Raw genomic sequence first — 24,131 nt, forward strand, 5'->3', positions numbered from 1 at the left:
CTAGAAGAGCGCGCTGGCGAGCGCGCGCCGCGCACCGGCCACCGCGGGGTCCTCAGGACCGGCCACGCTGAACAGCGACAGCAGGTGCTTGCGTACGGCCTCGCGCTCCTCACCGCTGGTGCGGCGCACCAGGCGGACCAGTCGCGCGTACGCCTGCTCGGCCTGCCCGCTCAGCACTTCGATGTCCGCGGCGAGGCGCTGGGCCTCGGCGTCGTCGGGGTCGGCCTCGGCTTTGGCGAGCACCGCCGCCGGGTCGGCGCCGCTGATCCGGCGGTAGAGCTCGACCTGGGCGAGGCCGGCCTCGGCGGCCGCGTCGGCGGGCGACTCGGCCAGGATCTTGCGGTACGCCGCCTCGGCCGCGTCGAGGTCGCCGGTCATCAGGGCGTCGTCGGCCGCGTCCAGGCGCGGGTCTTCCGGGGTGGCCACGCTCACGCCGGCGGCTTTGAGGACGGCGTCGATGTACTGCCGGATCTGGGACTCGGGCAGCACACCCGTGAAGCCTTCGACCGGCTGGCCGCCGATGACCGCGGTCACCATCGGGATGCCCTGCACCCGGAAGACCTGAGCGAGTCGCGGGTTGGCGTCCACATCGACCTTGCCGAGCAGCCAGACGCCGTCGTACTCCCCGGCGAGGCGCTCCAGCACCGGCGAGAGCTGCTTGCAGGGCTCGCACCAGTCGGCCCAGAAGTCGAGCAGGATCGGCGTCTGCAAGGACCGTTCCAGGACGGACTGGAAGTTGGCCTCGGTCACCTCGATGATGGTGTCCGGTGTGACGCCGGGGACCGCACCGGGCAGGCCGCCGGTGGGTGCACCGGCGGGCGCGCCGGTGGTGGGCGCGGGAGTGCTCGGCGCGGCCGGCTTGGCCGGCGCCGAGGGGCGCAGCGTGCTGAGATCGACCGCGCCGCGGGTGAAGATCGACGGAGTGGTCCGTGGGTCGCTCATGGTTGTTTAGTCTCGCACGCAGTCGCGCCTGTCCGCGCCGCCACCAGCCCGCCGATATCGGACGTCACAGGCGTTCAGAAGCGGGCGGGCTCTCGGTAGATGCCCCACTCGTCCTTGAGGACACCACAGATCTCGCCCAGAGTGGCCTCGGCACGGGCCGCGTCGAGCATCGCGGGGATCATGTTCTCCCCCGTCCGGGCGACGGCCACGAGCTTTTCCAGGGCGGCCTTGACGCGTACGCCGTCGCGGTTGGTCTTGCGAACGCCCAGCTCACGCTTCTGTTCCACCTCGACCTCGTGGGAGACGCGCAGGATCTCCAGGTCCTTGGCGACGGTGCCGGTGTGCGCGTTGACGCCCACCACCCGTTTGGCGCCCTTCTCCAGCGCCTGCTGGTAGACGAATGCGGCTTCGGCGATGTTGGCGGTGAACCAGCCGTCCTCGATGCCGCGCAGGATGCCCTGGGTGACGCTGCCGTCGTGGCCGAGCTCACGGATCCGGGCGAAGATCTCCTCCGCCTCGGCCTCGATGCGGTCGGTGAGCGCCTCCACGTACCACGAGCCGCCGAGCGGGTCGGCCACGTTGACGACGCCGGTCTCCTCCATCAGCACCTGCTGGGTGCGCAGGGCGATCTCGGCGGACTCGTCGGTGGGCAGCGCGAGGGTTTCGTCGAGGGCGTTGGTGTGCAGCGAGTTGGTGCCGCCGAGGACGGCCGCGAGGGCTTCGACAGCGGTACGCACCACGTTGTTGACCGGCTGCTGGGCGGTGAGTGAGACACCGGCGGTCTGGGTGTGGAACTTCAGCCACAGCGCTTTCTCGCTTGTCGCGCCGTAGTCGTCGCGCAGGTGCCGGGCCCAGATCCGGCGGGCGGCCCGGAACTTGGCGATCTCCTCGAAGAAGTCGACGTGGGCGTCGAAGAAGAAGCTCAGGCCGGGTGCGAACTGGTTCACGTCGAGGCCCCGGGACAGACCCAGTTCGACGTAGCCGAAGCCGTCGGCGAGCGTGTAGGCCAGTTCCTGCGCGGCGGTCGCCCCGGCCTCGCGGATGTGGTAACCGCTGACCGAGAGCGGCTTGTACTTCGGGATCTCGGCCGCGCAGTACTCCATCAGGTCGCCGATCAGGCGCAGGTGCGGTTCCGGCTCGAAGAGCCATTCCTTCTGCGCGATGTACTCCTTGAAGATGTCGGTCTGCAGCGTGCCGTCCAGGCGGGAGAGGTCGGCGCCCTGGCGTTCGGCGGCCACCAGGTACATGCAGAAGACCGGCACCGCCGGACCGGAGATGGTCATGCTGGTGGTGACGTCCTGGAGCGGGATGCCGTCGAAGAGCACGTCCATGTCGGCGGCCGAGTCGATCGCGACGCCGCAGTGGCCGACCTCGCCGAGCGCCTGCGGCTCGTCGGAGTCGCGGCCCATCAGGGTGGGCATGTCGAAGGCGACGCTGAGCCCGCCGCCACCGGCCGCGAGGATCATCTTGTAGCGCTCGTTCGTCTGCTTCGCGTTGCCGAACCCCGCGAACTGGCGGATGGTCCAGGTCCTGCCGCGATAGCCGGTGGGATAGAGACCCCTGGTGTACGGGAACTCGCCCGGCCACCCGATCCGCTCGAACCCGGGCACGACAGCGCCCTCGGCCGGCCCGTAGACCGGGTCGACGGTCGAGCCGGAAAGCGTCGTGAAGTCGGCGTCACGTTTGCGGGCGGCGTCGTAGCGTCGTTGCCAGCGCTCCCGGCCGGCGGCGATCTCGGCAGCGTTCATCCCGTCATCCTAGTGCAGGACTGAACGTTCATTAAGGCCGCGAACCCTTTGTCATGTTCCGCCCGGACCGTCCTCGCGGGACGCCGCCTGCCGCCACTCGCCGACCCGGGGGACGCGGTGGTCCAGCAACCAGCCGTCCGGGTTACGCCGGCTCGACATCACCTTCGCCACCAGCGGGAACATCGCGTCCCGGACGACCGCCCCGATCGGCCCGGCGGTCTTGCCGCTGCCGTTGCGGCGCCCGTACGCCACCACCCGCTCGACCCGCGCCCGGCGCAACCGCTCGTACTCCGCCAGCGCCGCCGGCACCTCGGCGCGCGCGGCCAGGCAGCGGCCGAGCGTGACCGCGTCCTCCATCGCCATCGATGCGCCCTGCTCCGAGGAGGGCGACACGGCGTGCGCGGCGTCGCCGATCAGCACCGCCCGCCCGGACCGCCAAACCGGCACCGACGGCAGGTCCTCGGTGTTCCACGGGCCGAGCACCTCGCCGGTCGCCCGGACGATCTCGGCAGCCGGCAGGTCGTCGCCGGCGAACAGGCCGATCAGGTGGGCCCGCCACGACTGCGGGGTGAAGTCGCCGGGACGCACCGGCTCCCGGCTCGGCGGGTTGGCGAACCACCACACCGTGCCGTCCGGCGCGACCGACCAGCCGAAGAAGCTCCGGCGCCCGAAGGCCATCCGGGTCACGCCCGGCGTCATGTCCAGGGCGGCCGCGACCGGCCGGCTGGTGAAGCCACCCGCGTTGAGCAACCCCAGGTAGGCCGGCCGGGGTCCACCCGGGTTCAGCCCGGCGCGGATCGCCGAGCGCAGGCCGTCGGCGCCGACGAGCAACTCCCCCTCGGCCGTGCCGCCGTCGTCGAAACTCACCGTCACCCCGGCCGGGGTCTCGGTGAAGCCGGTGGCGCGCCGCCCGTACCCGATCGGGATGCCGAGGGCCGAGGCCTCGGCGCGCAGGGCGGCGTAGAGGTCGGCGCGGCGGATCGTCGTGGTGGCGGTGCCGCCGGCGGCCGACCCGCCCAGCGCGAACTCGGCGAGCCGGCGGCCCCGGCCGTTGCTCAGCACCAGGGTGGGCGTGGCGAAACCGGCGGCGAGCACGCGCGCCGGGTCGAGGCCGAGGTCGCGCAGCGCGTTCAGGCCGTTGACCGCGACGGTCAGGAACGCGCCCTGCTCGGCGGCGCCGGGACGGCGGGATTCGTAAAGGTGCGGCTGCCGGCCCGCACGGTGCAGGGCGATGGCGGCGACGGCCCCTGCCACGCCACCGCCGACGATTACTGCTCGTTCTTTGGTCATAGAATGACTATTGATGGAATGACTAACAACCGTCAAGGCCTATTCTGAACGCCATGAGGCGGTCCCCACTCGCGATGGTTCTGCTCGCCCTGCTGGTGGAGGCGCCGACGCACCCGTACCGGATGCAGCAGATGATCAAGGAGCGCGGGCAGGACCAGCTGGTCAACGTCGCGCAGCGCAACAGCGTCTACCAGACGCTGGAGCGCCTGGTCCGGGACGGACTGGTCCGGCCGGGCAGCACCAGCCGGGAACCCGGCCGGCCGGAACGAACCGTCTACGAGGTCACCGACGAGGGCGCGGCCACGCTGCGCCGATGGTTGCGGGAGATGCTTCCGGAGCCGGCGCGCGAGTTCCCGGAGTTCCCGGTGGCGCTCGCGTTCCTGGCGCTGCTCGAACCGGCGGAGGCCGGCGAGCTGCTGCGGCGGCGGCTCACGACCATTGCCGGCCGGGCCGCCGCGATCGAGGCGCAGGCTCCCCCCGGACTGCCGCGGCTCTTCCTGATCGAGGACGAGTTCCGGGCGGCGATGCTGCGCGCCGAGACGGAGTGGCTGCGCGGCCTCGTCGCCGACCTGGACGCGGGGCGGCTCACCTGGGACCGGGCCCTGATCGAGGAGACGCTGGCCCGGTTCGGCCGGACGGAGACCTGACCGCCGCGCCCGGCGGCGCGGCGGCCGCTGCGGAAGGCCGCGCAGGAAGAACCCGGCCGGCGGGCCGTCAAAAACCGGCGGGCCGCCAGAAACCGGCGGGCCGTCAGGAGATGGCGGCGACCAGTTCGTCGGCCGCGGCGTACGGGTCGAGTTCGCCGGCCGCGACCCGGGCCGCCAGCTCACCCAGCGTCGGGCCCTGGCTCGGGTCGACCATCCGGGCCCGCAGCATGCCGAGCGCCAGCGCCGACACCTCGGCCGCCGCCCGCCGCTCGCGGCGGTCCTTGAGGGTCCCGCTGCTCTCCAGCCACTCCCGGTGCTTGCCGATCGCGGCGACCACGTCGTCCAGGCCCTCGCCCTTGACCGCGACCGCCCGGGTGACCTGCGGCCGCCACTCGCCGGCGGCGCGCTCACCGAGCGCGAGCATCCCCTGGATGTCGCGGTACGTCGCGTCGGCGCCCGGCCGGTCCGCCTTGTTGATCACGAAGACGTCGGCGATCTCCAGGACGCCGGCCTTCACCGCCTGGATCGCGTCGCCCATGCCCGGGGCGAGCAGCACCAGCGTGGTGTCGGCGAGCGAGGCGATCTCCACCTCGGCCTGGCCGACGCCGACCGTCTCGACGAGCACCACGTCGCAGCCGGCGCCCTCCAGGACCCGGACCGCCTGCGGTGTCGCGGCCGACAGCCCGCCCAGCTGGCCGCGGCTGGACATGGACCGGATGTAGACGCCGCGGTCGGCGCTGTGGTCCTGCATCCGGATCCGGTCGCCGAGGATCGCCCCGCCGGTGAACGGGCTGGACGGGTCGACGGCGAGCACACCGACCCGGGCGCCGGTCTCGCGCAGCGCCCGGACCAGCTCGTTCGTGGTGGTGGACTTGCCGACGCCGGGGGCGCCGGTCAGGCCGATCACCTGGGCCCGGCCGGCCCACGGCGCCATCGCGGCGGCCACCTGGGGCAGGGCCGGATCGCCGTTCTCCACCAGGCTGATCAGCCGGGCCACCGACCGCGGGTCACCCTCCCGCGCCTTGGCGACGAGGGAGGGCACATCGCGGGACCGGGTCACGCCGCCGAGACCTCCGCGGCGGGCGCCTCGGTGACCGGCGAACCCGCCGGCACCCGGACGATCAGGGCGTCGCCCTGGCCGCCGCCACCGCAGAGGCCGGCCGCACCGAGCCCGCCGCCGCGCCGCTTCAGCTCCAGCGCGAGGGCCAGCACCAGGCGGGCGCCGGACATGCCGATCGGGTGGCCCAGCGCGATGGCGCCGCCGTTCACGTTGACGATCTCCTCGCTGACCTTGAGCTCCCGCACCGACTGGATCACCACCTGGGCGAACGCCTCGTTGATCTCGATCAGGTCCAGCTCGTCCACGCCGAGGCCGGCCTTGTCCAGGGCGTGCCTGATCGCGTTGGCCGGCTGGGACTGCAGCGAGCTGTCCGGCCCGGCCACGTTGCCGTGCGCGACGATCTCGGCGATCCAGGTCAGCCCGAGCTCCTCGGCCTTGGCCCGGCTCATCACCACGACCGCGGCGGCGCCGTCCGAGATCGGCGAGGCGGAAGCCGCCGTGATCGTGCCGTCCGGCGTGAACGCGGGACGCAGCTTGGCCAGCGACTCGGCGGTGGTGTCCGGCCGGACACCCTCGTCGGTGGCGACCGGACCGGTGGCGCCGCGGCCGCCGGCCGGGACCTCGACGATCTCCTCGGCGAACCGGCCCTCACGCTGCGCGGCGGCGGCGCGCTGGTGACTGCGCGCGGCGAACGCGTCCTGCTCGGCCCGGGTGATGCCCAGACCGGACCCGCTGGTCTCGGTCGCCTCGCCCATCGAGATGCCGGCCCACGGGTCGGTGAGGCCGTCGAGCGCCATGTGGTCACGGGCGGTCACGTCACCGAACTTACGCCCCTGGCGCTGGTCGGTGAGCAGATGCGGCGCGTTGGTCATCGACTCCATGCCGCCGGCCACCACGATGTCGAACTCACCGGCCCGGATCAGCTGGTCGGCGAGGGCGATCGCGTCCATGCCGGAGAGGCACACCTTGTTGACGGTGAGCGCCGGGGTGGTCATCGGGATGCCGGCCGCGACCGCGGCCTGCCGTGCGGTGATCTGGCCGGCGCCGGCCTGCAGGACCTGGCCCATGATCACGTACTGCACCGCGTCGGGCCGGACGCCGCCGCGCTCGAGGGCGGCGGCGATCGCGTGGCCGCCCAGGGCGGTCGCGGACAGATGCTTGAGGTTACCCAGCAGGCGCCCCATCGGGGTCCGGGCGCCGCTGACGATGACGGAGCTGGTCACGGTCACGATCCGATCTGCGTCGATCGAGTGTTCACAACAACACACCCGGTGGCCTTAACGATGGGTCAGGAACGAGAATATCCGCATGACCGACGTCTCATCGAGCGGCGCCGGGCCCGAGAATGTCACATTCGCCGGCGTCGGCCTGCTCCGCATCGACCACGTCGGGATCGCTGTGCCCGATCTGGACGAGGCCCTCCGTTTCTACCGGGAAAATCTGGGTTTGCGCTGTGTGCACCTGGAGACCAACGAGGAACAGGGTGTCCACGAGGCGATGCTGGCGGTCGGCGACGACAGCGGGCCACGGCTGCAACTGCTGGCGCCGGCCCGGCCCGACTCGGCGATCGTCAAGTTCCTCGGGCGCAGCGGGCCGGGCCTGCAGCAACTCGCCTACACGGTGGCCGACGTGGAGGCGGCCTCGGCCGCGCTACGGGCCAGAGGGTTGCGCCTTCTCTACGACGAGCCGCGCCGCGGCACCGCCGGCTCGCGGATCAACTTCGTCCACCCGAAGGACGCGGGCGGTGTCCTGGTCGAGCTGGTCGAGCCGGCTGCCGGGCGTACGCCGGTCGGGTGATTTGACCTGACTCGTGCCCGGCGGGCTGGCAGTATCGGGGCCATTGAGCAGGGCCGACGACGTCCGCGGTGGAGCCGGGGTCACCCGAAGCCTCGAGTGAGCAGGTGGCGACGGGACGACAGCGGATTGACCGGTGGGCCGGCGGGCCGCGTCCATTCGGCCCGGGACCCGACTGCGGTCCAGGTCAAAGCTGATCTACGATGCGGTTCGGATGCCCGTCCGCTCTTGCATGTCCGTTCCCTTCTCGCCAGGATGGCGCAATGCCCCAGCAGCAGGATCAGAACCTGGCCTTCTTCGAGACCGCCAACTCGCAGCACGACTTCACCGTGGTGCTGCGTGGTTACGACCGTCACCAGGTCGACGGTCACATCGGCCGGTTGCTCGCCGCGCTGAACCAGTCCGAGCAGGCCCGTGGTGAGGCCGAGCAGCGGATGAACGACGCTCAGCGCCGGCTGCGCCAGGCCGAGCAGCGGCTCAGCGCGCTGGAGCAGAAGCTTGCCGACTCCACCAAGCTGCTGGAGGAGAACAACCGGCCGACGCTCTCCGGGCTGGGCACCCGGGTGGAGCAGATCCTGCGGCTCGCCGAGGAACAGGCCAACGATCACCGCAACGAGGCGAAACGGGAGTCCGAGGGCATCCTCTCCGCGGCCCGCCTCGAGGCACGTGAGATCACCGACAAGGCCCGCGCCGAGGCAGCCGCGATGAAGGCCACCGCCGAGCGCGAGGCCGGGCAGCTGCGCACGCACGCCGAGCGCGAGGCCGCGGAGGCCCGGGTGCAGGCCCGGCGCGAGGCCGACACGCTGCGGTCCGACGCCGACCGCGAGACCAAGCAGCTGCGCACGGTCACCGCGCACGAGGTCGCCGAGCTCAAGTCGACCGTCGAGCGGGAGGTCGCGTCGCACCGCGCCACCGCCGAGCGGGAGATCACACAGGCCCGCGCCAAGGCCGCCCGTGAGGCGGAGGAGAAGCGCGCCGAGGCGACCAAGCTGCTCGCCGAGGCCCGTGACAAGCGTGACAAGGAACTCCAGGCGCTGGCGCTGGAGACCGCCGAGCGGCGGGAGAAGGCGGAGCGCGAGGAGTCCGAGCGGCACGCCGCGCAGGTCGCCGCCACGCAGAAGATGGTGTCCGAGGCCGAGGAGCGGGCCCGCGCCGCCGAGGACCGCGCCAAGGAGATCGAGCAGCGCGCCGAGAGCCGCCGGGTCGAGTCGGAGCGCAGCGCCGCCGAGGCCGTCGAGAAGGCCCGTGCCCTGGCCGAGAAGACCGTCACCGAAGCCCGCGCCGAGGCCAACCGCCTGCTCAGCGAGGCCCGCACGGAAGCCGAGCTGACCACTCAGGCCGCCCGCCGCGAGGTGGAGGACCTGACCCGGCAGAAGGACGCGGTCACCAACCAGCTCGGCCAGATGCTCTCCGGCCTTTCCGGCCTGGTGCCAGGTGTGGGTGGTGGCGCGGCCGTGAAGGCGGTGGCCGAGGCCGTCGCGCCGCGGCCGGCCGAGGCCCCGAAGCAGGCCGAGGCGCCCGCTCAGCGAGCCCCTGAGCAGCCTGCGGAGCAGGTTGCCGAGCCGTCCGAGGCCGCCGCGGAGGCGGCCGGGACCGGCGACGAGCCGGTTACCGCCAAGACCAATTCCTGAGACTTTCGCCGCGCCCCTTCCGGGTTGCGGAGCCGCCGTGAGTACGCGACGGTGGACCCGCCGGGAGGTCGCGTCGAAACGTGGCCGTATCGGAGTTTCTCCGGTACGGCCTCACTCGTTTTCGCCGCGTAGCCTTGGGTCTCTGGCGAGCCGGGGTCAGACAAATCGCAACTACCCGCATAGTCCCTGCCAGCCCGGTGTGTATGCACACGCCTCGGGACGATGCGTATGTGAGGATGGACAGCATGTCGCACGGCGGTGAAATCTTCGGTCTCAACGGAGACTCGGCCACCGAGCCCAGCTTCGAGACGGCCCTGCGGGGCTACGAGAAGAAGCAGGTCGAGCGATACGTTGCTCGCGCCGAGAACGAGATCGCCGCGCTGGCCGCCGAGCGGGAACAGGCGTATTCGCAGATACAGGCCATGAGCGCGCAGATCGAGCGGCTCCAGCAGGAGATCACCCAGGTCCGCCGGCAGTCCGGCGCGGTCGGTGAGGTCTCCTTCCGGCACCTCGGGCCGCGCGTCGAGCAGATCCTCGCGCTGGCCGAGGAACAGGCCGAGGCGATCAAGGCGTCCGCCACGGACGACATCGCGAGCCGGCTGGCCGAGGCGGAGCGGATCCGCGCCGAGGCCGAGGCGCACGCCCACGACGGCATCCGGGACTTCGAGATCGCCCTGGCCGCGCGCCGGGCCGAGGAGGAGAAGGTGGACGCGGCCAAGCGTGCCGCCACCGAGAAGCACGTGGCCGCCGCCCGGCAGAACGCCGAGCAGATGCGGACCGAGGCCGAGGCCGTCCTGGTCCGGGCCCGCACCGAGGCGCAGAAGCTCACCGACACCGCGGTGCAGGAGGCCCAGCGCACCAAGGCCGAGGTGGACGGTTACGTGCAGTCCACCCGGGTCCAGGCGGAGCAGGAGCTCAAGGCGCTGCGCGAGAAGGCGCAGCAGGAGATCAACGCCAAGCGCTCCGCTGCCGAGCGGGAGCAGGCCGGGACCAAGGCCGCCGCCGAGCAGGAGCTGGCGACGCGCCGCGCCTCGGTGCTCGAGGAGCTCAACCAGATGCGGACCGGCGTCGAGAAGCAGTGCGCCGACCTGCGCAGCGAGGCCGACAAGTACGCGGAAGAGGTGCTCCGGCGCTCGGACGAGCAGGCCACCGCCGTCCGCAAGGAGATCGCCGCCCAGCAGGAGAAGATCGCTCAGGCCGGCCGGGACCTGGAGATCGCGCACACCAAGATCTCCGAGGCGGAGGCGCGTCAGGCCGCTGCCGAGCAGCTGGCCCGGGATGCCGAGCAGGAGACCGAGCGGGTGCAGCAGAACCTCTCCGACACCCAGCAGCAGCTGGAGGCAGGACTCAAACGCCTCGCCGAGGCGGAGCGGGCCGGCGAGGCCGCCGAGCGGCGGGCCGCCGAGGTTCGCCGGCAGGTGCAGAAAGAGGCGAAGCGGGTGGCCGAGCTGGCCGCCGCCGCGGTGCTCGCGGCGGCCGCGTCGCCCGAGGACCAGGAGGGGTACACGGAAACCGACGGCAAGCCCGCCGCCGCGCCCACCGTCACCGGCTCCGCACCCGTCGTCCCGCCGGCCGCGGCGGAGAAGCCGGCCCAGGCCACCCAGCCGATGCCGACGGGCGGGGCACAGCCGCAGACCACACAGCCGATGCCGGTGGGCGGGGCACAGCAGCCGCAGACCACGCAGCCGATGCCGGCCGCGCCCGGCAAGGTCACCGCGTCGGCGAAGGTCACCGTCCCGCAGCCCAGCCGGGTTCCCGCGGACGCCGAATAAGCGACCCGGCGCCGGGACAGGCAACACCGTCGGCGGCGAGTCGGCCCGGGTGCCGGGAAAGCGTCCCGGCACCGGGCAGCACCGCGCACGCCGTCTTCGCCACACCGTTCCCGGGTGGCGGAGGCGGTCCGCGCGGCGATAGCTTCTCGGCATGTCGTCCGAGCCACCCGCAGATCAGCCCCCGGCCGATCAGCCCCTGGAGGAACCACCCGCCGGAGGGCCACTCCCGGACGATGACCTCCCGGACGATGACGAGGGCCGGTTCGGTGAGCCCGGCCGCCCGCTCAACCGGCGCAGCCCGTTCCTCTTCGGCTTCCTCTTCGGACTCGGCGTCATCCTGGCGTACGCCCTCTTCCTGGGCCTCCGCAACGCCGCCTCCATCCTCATCCTGATCTTCATCGCGCTCTTCCTGGCGATCGGGCTGAACCCGGCCGTGGACCGGTTGCGCCGCTGGGGCCTGCGTCGCGGCCTGGCCGTCGCGATCGTGGCGCTCAGCGTGGTGGGTCTGCTCGTCGGCGGCCTCATCGCGCTGATACCGCCGCTCGTCACGCAGACCACCGAACTGGTCAACAACGCGCCGGACGTGATCGAGAGCCTGCGTCGTTCCGAGACGGTGAACGACCTGGTGCAGCGCTACGACATCGCCAACAAGGTGCAGGGTGCGATAAACGCGGGCACGGTCGGCAACGCGGTGGGTGGCGTGGTCGGCGGCGCGCGCCTGCTGTTCGGGACGGTCTTCAACATCCTGACCGTGCTGGTGCTGACGATCTACTTCATGGCCGCGTTCGAGCGGATCAAGGAGACCGGTTACTCCCTGGTGCCGTCGACCCGGCGGGACCGGGTGCGGCTGCTCACCGACGAGATCCTGACGAAGGTCGGCGCCTACATGGTGGGTGCGCTGGCGATCGCGATCCTGGCCGGGCTGAGCACCTTCGCGCTGGCTCTGGCGCTCGGTCTCGCGTACCCCTTCGCGCTCGCCGTGGTGGTCGCGATCTGTGACCTGATCCCGCAGATCGGCGCCACCCTCGGCGCCGTGGTGGTCAGCCTCGTCGGGCTGGCGTCGTCGATCACCGACGGTGTCGTCTGCATCGTGTTCTTCATCGTCTACCAGCAGGTGGAGAACTACCTGATCTATCCGAACGTGATGCGCCGCTCGGTGAAGGTCAGTGACGTGGCGGCACTGGTGGCGGCCCTGGTCGGGGTCGGTCTCTTCGGTGTGATCGGCGCCCTGGTCGCGATCCCGATGGTGGCCGCCATCCAGCTGATCATGCGGGAGGTGCTGGTCCCGAGCCTGGACGAACGCTAGTCCTGGGACGGGCGCTGGTCGCGGAGCGGCTTGGGCACCTCGACCTCGGAGAAGGCGGCGACCGTGCGGTCCGCGTACGCGTTCATGTCGCCCGTCTCGATCGGACCGTCCCAGGTCCGCGGCAGCGGGGTCGGCACGTCCGGCGCGACCCGGCGCACGATCTCGTCCAGGATGGTCTCGGCGTCACCCACCCAGAGGTGCTTGCCGCCGTCGACCGGCACCACCTCGCACTGCGGGATCGCGGCGAACCGCTCCTTCGCCTCGGCCGGGCGCAGGTAGTCGTCGAACTCCGGGATGATCGCGGTGACCGGTTTGCCGGCCGCGGCCCAGGCGTCCAGGTGCTCCGGCTTCGAGAAACGCAGCGGCGGGGAGAGCAGGATCGCGCCGCTCACCGCCGGGTCCAGGCCGTACATCAGGGTCAGGTCGGTGCCGAACGACCAGCCCACCAGCCAGATGTTCGGCAGGTCGGCGAACTCGGCGTACTCGATCGCGGCGGCCACGTCGTACTTCTCGTCCACCGCCGCGGAGAAGCTGCCGCCGCTCGTGCCACGCACCGAAGAAGTTCCCCGCGTGTTGAACCGCAGGACCGCGACCCCCGCCAGAGCCGGCAGCCGCCAGGCCGCCTTGCGGTAGATGTGACTGTCCATCATCCCGCCGTGGGTGGGCAGCGGGTGCAGGCAGACGAGAGTGGCCACCGGCTCGCGGTCGAGCGGGCGGGCCAGCTCACCGACGAGGGTGACGCCGTCCGCGGTGTGCAGCTCGATGTCCTCGCGGTGCGCCGGGAGGATCGAGTTGGCCCGGATGTGGTTGCTCATACCCCTGATCCTCGCTCACCCGTACCGGGGCGCGTTGCGCGACCGCTCCACACCCGGGCCGCGCCTGTCCCGGGCCCGCCAGCAGCCGGTGTGCCAGTGCCGCCGGTCGCTCTCGTCGCCGTAACCGTCCGCCGGCCAGGCCACGATGTGCGCGACGCCGGGCCGGATCTCCTGCACGCAGCCGGGGCACCGGTACGTCTTCACGGCCGCCTGACCGAAGATGTTGCGAACCATCCACTCGCCGTCCTGGTGCTGCTGGACGCGGTCCTCGGTGATGCCGGGACGGTCGTAGCGGGGCTCGTCCTTTTTCTTCTGCGGACGGTTGCGGCGGGGGCTCACCACTCAAGAGTACGTAGTGACTGTTCAGTAACTATCGCCCTACACTCCCGTACATGACGGCGACTCGCGTTCCCGGCCTGCCCGTGATCGAAGATGGCTGGCTGATCTCCACCAACCCCGCTACGGGCGAGGAGGCCGGGCGTGTCCCGGTCGCCGACGAGAAGGCGGTCGTGGCCGCCGTCGAGTGCGCCCGGGAGGCCTCCGCCTGGTGGCAGAGCCTTGGTTTCGAGGGCCGCAAGCTGCGGCTGCTGCGCTGGCGAACCCTGCTCGTGGAACGCATCGAAGAACTGGCCGCCCTCGCCCATCGGGAAGCCGGCAAGCCGATCACCGACGGCCTCATCGAGGTCACCGCCGCCGTCGAACACCTCGACTGGGCGGCCCGGAACGCCAAGCGGGTGCTCGGTCCGCGCCGGGTACGCACCCGGCTGCTCGTCGCCGAGCACTCCGGTCACCTGGAGTACCAGCCGTTCGGCGTGGTCGGCGTGATCGGCCCGTGGAACTACCCGATCGTCACGCCGATCGGCCCGATCAGCGGCGCCCTGGCCGCCGGCAACGCGATCGTCCTCAAGCCCAGCGAGTACACGCCGGTCGTCGGTCAATGGCTGGCCGACACGTTCGCCGAGATCGTCCCGGAGCACCCGGTGCTCCAGGTCGTGCACGGCTTCGGTGACGTCGGTGGTGCGCTCTGCCGCGCCGGCGTCGGCAAGGTCGCGTTCACCGGTTCCACCGCCACCGCGAAGAAGGTGATGGCGGCCTGCGCGGAGAACCTGGTCCCGGTGGTGATCGAGGCCGGCGGCAAGGACGCGCTGATCGTGGACGCCGACGCGGACGTCCCGGCCGCCGCCGAGGCCGCGGTCTGGGGCGCCATGACCAACGCCGGGCAGACCTGCATCGGCATCGAGCGGGTGTACGCGGTCGCCCCCGTCTACGACAGGTTCGTCGAGGCCGTCGTGGAGAAGGCCGGCAAGCTGCGTACCGGCGAGGAGATCGGGCCGATCACCATGCCGAAACAGCTCGACATCATCCGCGACCACATCGAGGACGCGCTCGCCAAGGGCGGCCGGGCCGTGCTCGGCGGCGCGTCGTCGGTGCGGGCGCCCTACGTCGCGCCGACCGTGCTGGTCGACGTCCCCGAGACTTCGTCGGAGATCCGGGAGGAGACCTTCGGGCCGACGCTGACGATCACCAAGGTGCGCGACGCGGACGAGGCGGTGGCGAAGGCCAACGACACGCCGTACGGGCTGGGCGGCTCCGTCTTCGGCAAGAAGAACGCCATCCGCATCGCCCGCCGCCTGCGCTCCGGCATGGTCGCCGTGAACGGCACGCTCACCTTCGTCGGGATGGGCAACCTGCCGTTCGGCGGCGTCGGCGAGTCCGGGTTCGGCCGGATCCACGGCGAGGACGGGCTGCGCGAGTTCGCCCGGGCCAAGGCGATCACCGTCCGGCGGGCGAAGTCCCTGCTCCCCGCGATGACGTTCGAGCGGACGCCGGCCCAGGTCGCGCAGATCGTCAAGGCCCTGCGGCTGCTCTACGGACGCAAGCCGTAAGGCCCTACGCTGTCCGGGTGGTGGATCATCCGGCGGTCGAGGTCAGTGGTCTTTCGGTCAGCTACGGATCGACGCCGGTGCTGGTGGACGTCGACCTGGTCGTGCCCGCCGGTGCCGGCGTCTGCGTGACCGGCGAGAACGGCATCGGCAAGTCCACCCTGCTGCGCTGCGTGAGCAGCCTTCAGCAGCCGGACGCCGGCACGATCCGGGTGTTCGGGGGTGAGCCCGGCGACACCCCCGAGTTCTGGCGGGCCGTGGTCACCACCGTGGAACCGACGACCTGGTACCCCGGCCTCACCGCCCGGGAACACGCCGAACTGGTCTGCCGGGCGCACGGCCAGGATCCGTCCGTCGTCGACGAGGCCCTGGAACGATTCGGGCTGGCCACGCACGCCGACGCCATCCCGCCGTCGCTCTCCTCCGGTCAGAAACAGCGCCTCACGCTGGCCTTGGCCCTGGTCCGGCCCAGCTCGCTGCTGATCCTCGACGAGCCGGAGCAGCGCCTCGACCCGGACGGCAGGGCCGCCGTCGCCGAGATGCTCGCCGAGTACCTCACCACCGGCGGCGCCCTGTTGATGGCCAGCCACGACGACGTGTTCGCGGCCGCCTCCGGCGCGACCGTGACCACCATGGACGCGCTCGCCCCGGCCGCGCCGTGACCGCCACCGTCGCGCTGCGCCCGGTCCGCCGCTGGATCCACGCGCGACAGGCCGCCCACCGGGAACGCGGTGCCGTCCTCACCAACCTCTACGTCGGCGCCCTCTCCCTGGCGATCATCGGCGGCGTTCTCCAGCGGCAGCTCACCGCGATCTTCTGGCCGGCCGATCCGGCCCTCTCCGGCGTCGCCGGACTGGCCCTCGCCCTGGTCTACGGCGCGCTGCTGCTGCTCGCCCTGCGCCGGCTCGGCCCGGTCGCGCTGAGTCGCCCTGCCACATACTTCCTGCTCACCGCCCCGGTCAGCCGCCGTGGCCTGCTTCTGCCCGGACTGCGCCTGGCCGCGGTGGCCACCGCTCTGACCGGCGCGGCCGGCGCCGTATCCGTCCTCGGCCAGGTCGGCACCCGCGACGCGCTGCCCCCGATGACCGTCGCCCTCGGGGCTCTGGCGGCTCTGCTCGTCCTCCTGATCGCCGCGCTGGCGCAGACCGATCGGCGCGGCGGGACCACGGTCGACCGCCTCGCCTCGCTGGCGCTCGCCATCGGTCTGGCCGGGCTGGTCGCCGATGCGGCCGGGTGGACGCCACCGGCCCTGCCGGGCCCACCCGCTGCCGCGTCGCTGGTCCTGCTCGCGGGTGCCCTCGCGCTTGTCGTCCTGCTGGGCTTCACCGTGGTGGTACGGGGACTCGCGCGCACACCCAACGACCGCGTCCTGGAATCCGCGCAGACCGCCGGCACCCTGTTCGACGCGGCCTTCGGCATGGACCCTTCCTGGGTCACCGACATGGTGGAACGCCGCTACTGGGCCACCCGCCGGCTCCGCTCCACCCGACCACCGGCACGGCTGCCGCTGCTCACCGGGCAGGACCTGCTGCTGACCGCCCGGCGGCTGCCCCGGCTGGTCTGGCTGACCGGCGCCACCGCCCTGCCCCTGCTGCTCACCACGTCGCCGCGCTGGCTGCTGGCCGGCGCCCTGCTGGCCGGCGCGCTCACCGCCGCACGCACCTGCACCGCGACCGTCCAGACCGACGCCGGAAACCCGGTCCTCGCCCGGCTGCTCGGCCTCAGCTCCCGGCAGGCCCTCTACCAGCGGTTCTGGGTGCCCACCGCGCTCGCCGCCGCCTGGACCACCCTGGCTCTGGCCCTGCTCCAGCTCACCGGCGCGCTCCCGCCCGGCCCGTGGTGGGCGCTCGGCCTCGCGGTGGCACCCGCGGCCGGCGCAGCAGCGCTCCGGCGCGCGCGTGTCGGGTTCGTCCGCAACGACCTGCTGCCCCTGGAGACCCCGATGGGCACGGTCTCCACCGGCCCGCTGGTCAACTCGGTGGCCGGGCCCGATCTGCTGCTCCTGGGGCTGCCCATGGTGCTGGCGCTCGCGCAGGGCCAGTCGCTGCCGTGGACGTCAGTCCTGCTGCAGGCGGCGGCAGCGGTGCTCGGAGCCCGCGCCTACCTGAACGCGTCGACAGCACCCACCCGGACCGAACTGGCCGCGCGCTGACCGTCACCCGCGCACGCGGCGCCCGCTGACCCGCGCCCGCGCGGCTGGAGTCGCCGGCGCGGTCAGAAGAGCGTCAGCTCGTTGCGCTCCATGCCGCGCAGCTTGTCGTAGTCGACCACGACGCACCGGATCCCCCGGTCGGTGGCCAGCACCCGGGCCTGCGGCTTGATCTCCTGCGCCGCGAAGATGCCCTTGACCGGGGCGAGCAGCGGGTCACGGTTCATCAGTTCGAGGTAGCGGGTCAGCTGTTCGACGCCGTCGATCTCACCGCGCCGTTTGACCTCCACGGCGACGGAGCCGCCCTGGTCGTCCTTGCAGAGCAGGTCGACCGGGCCGATCGCGGTCATGAACTCGCGGCGCACCAGGGTCCAGCCCTCACCGAACGTCTCCGGGTGGGCGGCCAGCAGCTCCTGCAGGTGCGCTTCCACACCGTCCTTGACGAGACCCGGGTCGACGCCGAGATCGTACGAATAGTCCTGGAAGATTTCCTCCAGGGTGATCCGCAGTTCCTCCCCGGCCTTGTTCACCACCTTCCAGACGCCCTCCGACTCCTGCAGCTTGCAGGGTGGACTCATCCAGTTGAGCGGCTTGTAGGCACGGTCGTCGGCGTGGATCGACACCGAGCCGTCGGCCTTCACCATCAGCAGCCGCACGGCGGGCGGGAGGTGGGCGGACAACCGGCCGACGTAGTCGACCGAGCACTTCGCGATGACCAGACGCACCGCACGACAGTAGCCGACGCCCGGACCACCCGGCCGGACAGGGAACCCGGCGGCGAGGCGCACCGCCGGGCGCGACGAGCGCGCTGATGCCATGCTGGACGCGTGTTCGAAGTATTGACCGGCACCGGGCTCGCGGCATCCGCCGGCCTCAATGCCTACATCCCGCTGCTGACCATGGGGCTGCTGGCCCGGTTCACCACGGCGATCGACCTGCCCGCGGGCTGGGCCTGGCTGTCGAACGGCTGGACGCTGACGATCCTGGCGATCCTGCTGGCGATCGAGGTGGTGGCCGACAAGGTGCCGGTCGTCGACCACTTCAACGACGTGGTGCAGACGTTCGTGCGGCCGACGGCGGGTGGTCTGGCGTTCGGTGCGGGTTCGACGTCGGAGACGGTCACGGTGGCCGACCCGGGCTCGTTCTTCAGTTCGCACCAGTGGGTGCCGATCGTGGCCGGTGCGGTGATCGCGCTCGGCGTGCACGGGGTCAAGGCCGCGAGCCGGCCGGTGGTGAACGCGACGACGGCCGGGGTGGGCGCGCCGGTGGCGAGCACCGCGGAGGACGTGAGCAGCGTCGTGATGTCGATCCTGGCGATCGTGCTGCCGATCCTGGTGCTGATCGGCCTGGCAGTGATGCTGTGTGCCGGGTTCTGGGTGTTCCGGCGGCGCCGGCAGCGGCGCCGGACTGCGGGTGTCGACACCCGGCGACTCTCTGTTTGACTGCTCGGGTGCCCGCTCTCGCCGTTCCCGCGTTCACGCTCGCCGCGTGGCTGGCCTGTTATCTGATCGGCCGGGATCCACGTCGGACGGTGCTGCGGTGGGCATCGGCGGCGCTCTGGGCGTACGCCGTCGGGGTGGTGCTGTGGACCGTCGCGCCCGGTGGCGCGCTCGCCCAGATCTGGTTGTGCGTGCCGGCGCTGGGGTGGGCGGGCGCGGTGGTGTCGCTGCTGCCGCTGACGCCGCCGGAGCGCCGCCCGGTCGATCGAGGCGCGCTTGTCCTCGGCGTGTTGTTCCTGGTCATGGTGATCGCGTTGCCGCCGGTGGGCCGGCTGGTGGCACTGACCCCGCTGGCCGGGGCGCTGACGCTGCTGTGGCGGCTGCGCGGGCAGGTGCTGCCGCTGCGGCTGCCGCTGGCGATGACGGTTCTGGCGGGGCTCTACGCGGCGGGGCTGGCTCTGCTGCTGGTCACGGAGAGCGTTGTCGCGATTCCGGCGCTCGGGGTGAACCTGCTGGCCGCCGGCTACCTGGTGGCCGTGGCGCACGCGGTGGAGACCGGTGAGCGGCTGCGGCCGGACCTGCGCCGTTCGGTGACCGGCGCGATCGCGGTGACCGTGCTGGCCGGGGTGCCGGTGGGGACGACCATGCTGCTGACGCGCGGCGACGAGGTGGTGGCCGTCCTGCAGTTCCTGATCCTGGCGGTGGCGGCGGCCGCGGCGGGGCTGGGCAGCCGGATCCGCCGCCTGCTGGACCGGGTGGCGCTTACCGACGAGGGCCCGTTGCGTACGGATCGGGCCGCCCTCTTCTCCAACGCGGACGCGCTGTTGCGGCGCCGGGAGCGGCGGCGGCTGGAGGGCATCGGCGAGCCGGAGTTTCTGCGGCTGACCCGGCGCGCGCTCGCCGACTTCGGTGACCTGGACCGGCTGACCCGGAGCCCGCTGACGGATCTGCCGGTGGTGGAGCGGCGACTGGCCGGGCGGGAGGATCAGCCGCGGGCGCGGGCCCGGGAGTTGCGGGCGGTGCTGCGGGAGTGTGTGTCGGCGTTGCGGCCGGCGGGTCCGTTCGGGACGACCGAGGAGTGGCGCCACTACAACGCGCTCCAGTTCTGCTGCGTGCTCGGGATCGATCCGTACGCGCGACGCCCGCGCACGGACGGCATGAGCCGCGAGGCGCGCCTGGCGGCGGACTGGTTCCGGCGGTACGTGCCGCGTGACGTCACCCGTCAATGGCAGCAGGAAGGGGCCATGATCGTCGCCGGCCGGCTGTGGGACGAACTGAGCGGCCGTCCGCTGCCCGAGATGACGACACGCAACGGTTGACCCCCAATTCGGGCGTATATGGCTAAACTCCCCCAACATGGACTCCGGGGGTGCGCGTGGGTAGTCACCGCAACGCGTTGGTCGCCGCCGTCCGGCAGGACCTCGCCGAAGCTCGAGGCACCGCACGGGCGGTGCTCGCCGCGGCCGAATCGGCACGAGGCGAGGCCCAGCACCGCAAACGGATGGTGCGGGAGGCGTACGCCACCTGCCTCAACCAGCTGGCGGCGGCACGCGAGGACACACGCGACGACATCCAGCGCCGGTACCGCAGCGAAGCCGTCCGGCTCGCCGGGCACCTGCGCGGACTGGCCACGGTCACCGCCACCGGCGCGGCCGGCGCACCGTGGCGGGTGTGGGCGCCGAGCGAACCCGAACCCGGCGGCCGGCCCGGCCTGCTGCGGATCGGCACGATCGCGTTCGACGAGACCGCCGCCCTGCCCGGGCTGGTCCCGCTGCTCGACGCGGCCCACCTGCACCTGAGCGGGCCGAGCGCGGTCCTCGACCAGGTGATCACCGGCCTGCTGCTGCGCGCGCTCGGCAGCACCCGGCCCGGCGACGTGCGGCTCACCGTCTACGACCCGGAACAGCTGGGCGGCACTCTCGCGCCGTTCGCGCCGCTGAGCCCGGCACTCGTCGGGCCCGGTGCGCTCGGGTCCCTGCTGGACGACCTGGTCGAGCACATCTGCCGGATCAACGAGACGCCCGGTCCGCGTACCGAGCCGTGGCGACTCGTCGTCCTGCTCGCCGACCGGGCCACCGCCGCCGAGATGACGCCGGCACAGCGGGCCCAGCTCGACCGGATCGTGCGTACCGGGGTGGCCTGCGGCGTGCACCTGGTGGTGCGCGGCCTCGAACTCGAGGACCACCCCAGCGTCGAGCGGATCGTGGTGCACGACCAGGCCGCGTTCTGCGACTCGCTCGGCCGGCTGGAGATCAAACTGGATCCGCCGCCGCCCGCCGACCGGGTCACCGCGTTCTGCCGAAGCGCCGCCGAACGGATGCGGGCCGGGCCGGCGCCCGCCCGGCTCAGCGACCTGGAACCGCCCCGGTTCTGGGCCGAGTCGTCGCTGACCGGCCTGACCGCGCCCATCGGGGACGGCACCGACGGCACGCTCATCGAGGTGCCGCTCGGCGACGACCTGCCGCACGCCCTGATCGGCGGACCCGCCGGCTCCGGCCGGACCAACCTGCTGCACGTCTGGCTGGGGTCGCTCGCCACCCGGTACGGCCCCGAAGAACTCGCCCTCTACCTGCTGGACTTCGCGGCCGGGATGTCGTTCGCCAGGTACGCCGCCGGCTCCCGCGACCCCAGCTGGCTCCCCCAGGTGCGCCTCGCCGGCATCAACATCGACTCCGACCGGGAGTTCGGGCTCGCCACCCTGCGCCACCTCGGCGACGAACTGCGGACCCGGTCGCAGGCCGCGAAACGGCACGGCGCCGACACCCTGGCCGGGCTCCGGACCGCCGACCCCGGCGGGTACTGGCCCCGGATCGTGGCCGTCGTCGACGAGTTCCCGGCCATGCTGACCGGCCGGGACGCGTCCGCCGAGGAAGCCCTGCACCTGCTCGAAGACCTGGCCCGGCGCGGCGGCTCGCACGGCATCCACCTGATCCTGGCCGCCACCGACCTGGCCGGCTACCGCCCGCTGCTCGCCCACCTGCCGCTGCGGATCGCGCTGCCCAAAGCCCGCCGCGTCCTGGCCGACGACAACCTCGGCGCCGCGGTCATCCCGCGCTACCACGCCGTGGTGAACACCGACTCCGGCCAGTCCGGCGCCAACCGCATCGTCCGGCTGCCCGACGCCGGCGACCGGACCGTGTGGCGGACCCTGCAACGCCGGCTCTGGCGGTCCCGGCCCGTCGGCTGTGAGGAACCGCGGCTGTTCAACGGGACAGCGGTGCCGCGGCTGCCCGCCGGCTACCGGCCGGCCGGGCGGATGCCGTCCGCGGACGCGCCGGTCGGGTCGTCGCCGGGCGCGGTGCTCGGCGAACGGATCGACGTGGCGGCCCAGCCGGCCCGGCTGCGGCTCGGCCGGATGCCGGGACGGAACCTGGCCGTGCTCGGCGCCCGCACCGACGAGGCGGGAGACGTGCTCGCCGCGGCCGCCCTGTCGCTCGCCGCGCAGGGCCCGGCCCAGTTCAGCGTGATCTGCCTGGTGCCTGAGGCCGAACGGGCGGCGGCCCGGCTGGTCGCCGAACTGCCGGCGGCCGGGTGGTACGACTCCGCGGACGTCACCTTCGACCTGCCCGGTTCGGACGTGCCGCACTACGTGATCGGGTACGCGCTTGACGCTGCCGGACCCGTACACCGGCCGGCGCTGCGTGCCCTGCTCGACGACGGTCCGGAACGGCGCATCCACGTGCTCGGCTGGTGGCGCACCGTGCCCCGGCTCCGCGACGACCTCGGCGGGATGGGCGCCGGATTCGACGCCATCGGCGCGTGGGTGGCCCTCGACGTGCCCGGCGCCGACCTGGCCCCGCTCTACCCGCAACCCGGCGGCCCGCTCTGGCACCCGCGGCCGCGGCGGGCGCTCTTCTTCGACCGCTCGGTCCACCGCACGCCCGAAGTGATCATCCCGTACGAGGTGAACAGTGACCACACGTGACCGGCAACCTCTGGGCCGCGACTACCAGCTGATGGTGAGCGCCCTCGCCGACGTGACCCGGCGGCGCGACAACGAACTGGACGACGCGGAACAGGCCTACCAGGACACCGCGGCCCGGGCCGCCGGCGAACTGGCCCGGGCCGAGCACGACGCGCTCACCGCCGACCGCTGGGCGGGTGCGGCAGCCGCCCAAGTGCTCGACGTGGACCGGGAGGCGGCCCGGCTCTGGGATCAGCTGCGCCGGGCGCGCGGGCTGCGGGTACGCGCCCTCGGCGAAGTGCCGGAGCCGGCCTCCATCGAGGCGATGCCGCGGGTCGCCCTGCAACGCCGGCCGGAACCGGCACCGAACGGCCCGGACGACACGGTGGTCCTGACCCCGGGCCGGCAGTCGCCGCAGGTGCTGCTGGCGCGCGCCGCCGACCGGATCGACGTCACCGCCCGGCCGGGACGCCACCCGAGGCGCTGGATGCTGCCGCTGCTGCCACTGGTGGGCGCGCTGTGTGCGGCGCTCGCCGCACTGGTGGCCGCAGGCCTGGTGACCTTCGGGGGTACCGGCGTGTGGGGCGGCGTGGCCATCCGCGGAATGGGATGGCTGGGATTCCTGGTGGCGCCGTCCACCGGGGTGCCGGTCGCGGCCTGGCTCGCGCATCGGCGGCTGCACGCCCGGCTGGAGATCGGCGGGATCGGCCTGACCCTGCTCGGCGGCATGGTGGCCGCGACGGCGATCTCGCTGGCGTTCGCCGCCCAGCGCTGAACGGCCGCGCGGACAGGCCGGCGCGGCCGTTCGCCGCACCGGCGCGCCCGGCTCTAGTACGTGTAGAAGCCCTTGCCGGTCTTGCGGCCCAGGTCGCCCGCGGTGACCATGCGCTGCAGCAGCTCCGGCGGGAAGAACTTCTCGTCGGCCGTGTCGCGGTAGATGTTGCCGGCCGCGTTCAGCATCACGTCGAGGCCGGTCAGGTCGACGGTGGCGAGCGGACCCATGGCGTGACCGAAGCCCAGCTTCATCACCGTGTCCAAATCCTCCGCGCTGACCACGCCCGACTCGACCAGCTTGATGGCCTCGACCAGGATGGCGGAGAAAAGGCGGTTCGAGACGAAGCCGGCCACGTCGCGCTTGACCTCGACGCAGGTCTTGCCGACACCCTCGGCGTAGGAGCGGGCGGCGGCCAGGGTCTCGTCGGAGGTCTGGTAACCGCGGACCAGCTCGACCAGCTTCATCATCGGGACCGGCGAGAAGAAGTGGATGCCGACGACCGACTCGGGGCGTTCGGTGACCGTGGCGATCTGGGTGATCGGGATGGCCGACGTGTTGGTGCCGAGGACCGCACCCGCCTTGCAGATCTTGTCGAGCTGCTTGAAGACGTCGTGCTTCGCCTCGATCTTCTCGAAGATCGCCTCGACCACGACGTCGGCCTCGGCCACGGCGTCCAGATCGGTGGTGGTGGTGATCCGGGAAAGGGTGGCGTCGACGTCCGACTCGGCGATCCGGCCCTTGACCGCGAACCGGGTCAGGGACTCCTCGATCGCGGCCATGCCGCGGTTGAGTGAGGCGTCGTTGACGTCCCGCATGGTGACCTGCCAGCCGGCCTGCGCCGAGACCTGGGCGATGCCGGAACCCATCAAACCGGAACCGATGACCGCGAGGCGACCCGCCATGTTCCACTCCTTCGTCCGCGAACGTTGACCCACCCTAACCGGGCTACTTAACGGAGATTCAGCACGGCCTCCCC

General features: G+C 72.5%; 21 protein-coding genes. 12 read left to right on the plus strand and 9 right to left on the minus strand.

The window, feature by feature from the left end; all coding sequences use genetic code 11:
* The 3 genes from LPA41_RS16420 to LPA41_RS16430 all read right to left on the minus strand — a co-directional run bounded on the left by LPA41_RS16420 (position 1) and on the right by LPA41_RS16430 (position 3,980).
* Positions 1-942, minus strand: a complete 942-nt coding sequence (locus LPA41_RS16420; RefSeq protein ID WP_229071261.1) for a tetratricopeptide repeat protein — start codon at positions 940-942, stop codon at positions 1-3.
* Between the two features lie 74 nt (positions 943-1,016).
* Entirely contained in the window at positions 1,017-2,690 is a 1,674-nt protein-coding gene (locus tag LPA41_RS16425; protein ID WP_229071262.1) for a methylmalonyl-CoA mutase, read from the minus strand.
* 51 nt (positions 2,691-2,741) lie between these two features.
* Positions 2,742-3,980, minus strand: coding sequence for an NAD(P)/FAD-dependent oxidoreductase (locus LPA41_RS16430; protein WP_229071263.1), 1,239 nt, complete (start codon positions 3,978-3,980; stop codon positions 2,742-2,744).
* Positions 3,981-4,033: 53 nt separating this feature from the next.
* Between LPA41_RS16430 and LPA41_RS16435 the strand changes: the two genes are divergently transcribed.
* Complete coding sequence (locus LPA41_RS16435) at positions 4,034-4,627, plus strand: PadR family transcriptional regulator (RefSeq protein WP_229071264.1); 594 nt, start codon at positions 4,034-4,036, stop codon at positions 4,625-4,627.
* Between the two features lie 103 nt (positions 4,628-4,730).
* Here the strand turns inward: LPA41_RS16435 and meaB are convergent, their stop codons facing one another.
* Both meaB and LPA41_RS16445 read right to left on the minus strand, forming a co-directional pair.
* Positions 4,731-5,687, minus strand: a complete 957-nt coding sequence (gene meaB / locus LPA41_RS16440; RefSeq protein WP_229071265.1) for a methylmalonyl Co-A mutase-associated GTPase MeaB — start codon at positions 5,685-5,687, stop codon at positions 4,731-4,733.
* Positions 5,684-6,910: an acetyl-CoA C-acetyltransferase gene (locus tag LPA41_RS16445; protein WP_308036565.1), complete on the minus strand. Its 1,227-nt coding sequence runs from the start codon at positions 6,908-6,910 to the stop codon at positions 5,684-5,686. The genes meaB and LPA41_RS16445 overlap by 4 nt, the downstream gene beginning before the upstream one ends.
* 85 nt (positions 6,911-6,995) lie before the next feature.
* Here LPA41_RS16445 and mce point away from each other — a divergent pair, with 85 nt between their 5' ends.
* The 4 genes from mce (at position 6,996) to LPA41_RS16465 (ending at position 12,190) form a co-directional block, all read left to right on the plus strand.
* Positions 6,996-7,484 carry a methylmalonyl-CoA epimerase gene (gene mce / locus LPA41_RS16450; RefSeq protein WP_229071266.1) on the plus strand — a complete coding sequence of 163 codons (489 nt, stop codon included), beginning with the start codon at positions 6,996-6,998 and terminating at the stop codon, positions 7,482-7,484.
* Positions 7,485-7,744: 260 nt separating this feature from the next.
* Positions 7,745-9,112, plus strand: a complete 1,368-nt coding sequence (locus tag LPA41_RS16455) for a cell division protein DivIVA (protein WP_229071267.1) — start codon at positions 7,745-7,747, stop codon at positions 9,110-9,112.
* A 236-nt stretch (positions 9,113-9,348) separates the two neighbouring features.
* Positions 9,349-10,884 (plus strand): Laminin subunit beta-1, encoded by a 1,536-nt coding sequence (locus tag LPA41_RS16460; protein WP_229071560.1) that lies wholly within the window; start codon positions 9,349-9,351, stop codon positions 10,882-10,884.
* Positions 10,885-11,035: 151 nt separating this feature from the next.
* Positions 11,036-12,190 carry an AI-2E family transporter gene (locus LPA41_RS16465; protein ID WP_229071268.1) on the plus strand — a complete coding sequence of 385 codons (1,155 nt, stop codon included), beginning with the start codon at positions 11,036-11,038 and terminating at the stop codon, positions 12,188-12,190.
* Here the strand turns inward: LPA41_RS16465 and LPA41_RS16470 are convergent.
* Both LPA41_RS16470 and LPA41_RS16475 read right to left on the minus strand, forming a co-directional pair.
* Positions 12,187-13,005 carry an alpha/beta hydrolase gene (locus LPA41_RS16470; RefSeq protein WP_229071269.1) on the minus strand — a complete coding sequence of 273 codons (819 nt, stop codon included), beginning with the start codon at positions 13,003-13,005 and terminating at the stop codon, positions 12,187-12,189. The genes LPA41_RS16465 and LPA41_RS16470 overlap by 4 nt on opposite strands.
* Before the next feature lie 15 nt (positions 13,006-13,020).
* The gene (locus tag LPA41_RS16475) at positions 13,021-13,344 is read right to left on the minus strand and encodes a hypothetical protein (RefSeq protein WP_229071270.1); all 324 of its coding nucleotides are present in this window, start codon (positions 13,342-13,344) and stop codon (positions 13,021-13,023) included.
* 53 nt (positions 13,345-13,397) lie between these two features.
* Between LPA41_RS16475 and LPA41_RS16480 the strand changes: the two genes are divergently transcribed.
* Genes LPA41_RS16480 through LPA41_RS16490 form a run of 3 tightly spaced genes read left to right on the plus strand, consistent with a single transcriptional unit; the run spans position 13,398 to position 17,040 of the window.
* On the plus strand, positions 13,398-14,891 hold the full coding sequence (locus tag LPA41_RS16480) for an aldehyde dehydrogenase family protein (RefSeq protein ID WP_229071271.1): 1,494 nt from the start codon (positions 13,398-13,400) through the stop codon (positions 14,889-14,891).
* 17 nt (positions 14,892-14,908) lie between these two features.
* Positions 14,909-15,550: an ATP-binding cassette domain-containing protein gene (locus LPA41_RS16485; protein ID WP_229071272.1), complete on the plus strand. Its 642-nt coding sequence runs from the start codon at positions 14,909-14,911 to the stop codon at positions 15,548-15,550.
* Positions 15,547-17,040 (plus strand): DUF6297 family protein, encoded by a 1,494-nt coding sequence (locus tag LPA41_RS16490; RefSeq protein ID WP_229071273.1) that lies wholly within the window; start codon positions 15,547-15,549, stop codon positions 17,038-17,040. Before LPA41_RS16485 ends, LPA41_RS16490 begins: the two co-directional genes overlap by 4 nt.
* Positions 17,041-17,102: 62 nt before the next feature.
* Here LPA41_RS16490 and nucS read toward each other — a convergent pair whose 3' ends face one another.
* Positions 17,103-17,762 carry an endonuclease NucS gene (nucS, locus tag LPA41_RS16495; RefSeq protein WP_229071274.1) on the minus strand — a complete coding sequence of 220 codons (660 nt, stop codon included), beginning with the start codon at positions 17,760-17,762 and terminating at the stop codon, positions 17,103-17,105.
* Between the two features lie 102 nt (positions 17,763-17,864).
* Between nucS and LPA41_RS16500 the strand changes: the two genes are divergently transcribed.
* Genes LPA41_RS16500 through LPA41_RS16515 form a run of 4 tightly spaced genes read left to right on the plus strand, consistent with a single transcriptional unit; the run spans position 17,865 to position 23,155 of the window.
* Entirely contained in the window at positions 17,865-18,479 is a 615-nt protein-coding gene (locus tag LPA41_RS16500; RefSeq protein ID WP_229071275.1) for a DUF4126 domain-containing protein, read from the plus strand.
* Between the two features lie 8 nt (positions 18,480-18,487).
* Positions 18,488-19,795, plus strand: a complete 1,308-nt coding sequence (locus LPA41_RS16505; RefSeq protein ID WP_229071276.1) for a hypothetical protein — start codon at positions 18,488-18,490, stop codon at positions 19,793-19,795.
* Positions 19,796-19,851: 56 nt separating this feature from the next.
* Positions 19,852-22,401, plus strand: coding sequence for an FtsK/SpoIIIE domain-containing protein (locus LPA41_RS16510; protein WP_229071562.1), 2,550 nt, complete (start codon positions 19,852-19,854; stop codon positions 22,399-22,401).
* Positions 22,388-23,155, plus strand: coding sequence for a hypothetical protein (locus LPA41_RS16515; protein WP_229071277.1), 768 nt, complete (start codon positions 22,388-22,390; stop codon positions 23,153-23,155). Before LPA41_RS16510 ends, LPA41_RS16515 begins: the two co-directional genes overlap by 14 nt.
* 53 nt (positions 23,156-23,208) lie before the next feature.
* Here LPA41_RS16515 and LPA41_RS16520 read toward each other — a convergent pair whose 3' ends face one another.
* Positions 23,209-24,057 carry a 3-hydroxyacyl-CoA dehydrogenase family protein gene (locus tag LPA41_RS16520; protein WP_229071278.1) on the minus strand — a complete coding sequence of 283 codons (849 nt, stop codon included), beginning with the start codon at positions 24,055-24,057 and terminating at the stop codon, positions 23,209-23,211.
* Between the last annotated feature and the right edge of the window lie 74 nt (positions 24,058-24,131).

Origin of the sequence: Actinoplanes sp. DH11 (assembly GCF_020873875.1) — a bacterium.
Lineage (GTDB): Bacteria > Actinomycetota > Actinomycetes > Mycobacteriales > Micromonosporaceae > Actinoplanes.

Excerpts from the sequence above, each read along its gene's own strand:
- LPA41_RS16465 (WP_229071268.1), top strand. The coding sequence starts at position 11,036 with ATGTCGTCCGAGCCACCCGCAGATCAGCCCCCGGCCGATCAGCCCCTG.
- LPA41_RS16460 (WP_229071560.1), top strand. The coding sequence starts at position 9,349 with ATGGACAGCATGTCGCACGGCGGTGAAATCTTCGGTCTCAACGGAGAC.
- mce (WP_229071266.1), top strand. The coding sequence starts at position 6,996 with ATGACCGACGTCTCATCGAGCGGCGCCGGGCCCGAGAATGTCACATTC.
- LPA41_RS16430 (WP_229071263.1), bottom strand. The coding sequence starts at position 3,980 with ATGACCAAAGAACGAGCAGTAATCGTCGGCGGTGGCGTGGCAGGGGCC.
- LPA41_RS16425 (WP_229071262.1), bottom strand. The coding sequence starts at position 2,690 with ATGAACGCTGCCGAGATCGCCGCCGGCCGGGAGCGCTGGCAACGACGC.
- LPA41_RS16520 (WP_229071278.1), bottom strand. The coding sequence starts at position 24,057 with ATGGCGGGTCGCCTCGCGGTCATCGGTTCCGGTTTGATGGGTTCCGGC.
- LPA41_RS16420 (WP_229071261.1), bottom strand. The coding sequence starts at position 942 with ATGAGCGACCCACGGACCACTCCGTCGATCTTCACCCGCGGCGCGGTC.
- LPA41_RS16480 (WP_229071271.1), top strand. The coding sequence starts at position 13,398 with ATGACGGCGACTCGCGTTCCCGGCCTGCCCGTGATCGAAGATGGCTGG.
- LPA41_RS16470 (WP_229071269.1), bottom strand. The coding sequence starts at position 13,005 with ATGAGCAACCACATCCGGGCCAACTCGATCCTCCCGGCGCACCGCGAG.
- LPA41_RS16455 (WP_229071267.1), top strand. The coding sequence starts at position 7,745 with ATGCCCCAGCAGCAGGATCAGAACCTGGCCTTCTTCGAGACCGCCAAC.
- LPA41_RS16435 (WP_229071264.1), top strand. The coding sequence starts at position 4,034 with ATGAGGCGGTCCCCACTCGCGATGGTTCTGCTCGCCCTGCTGGTGGAG.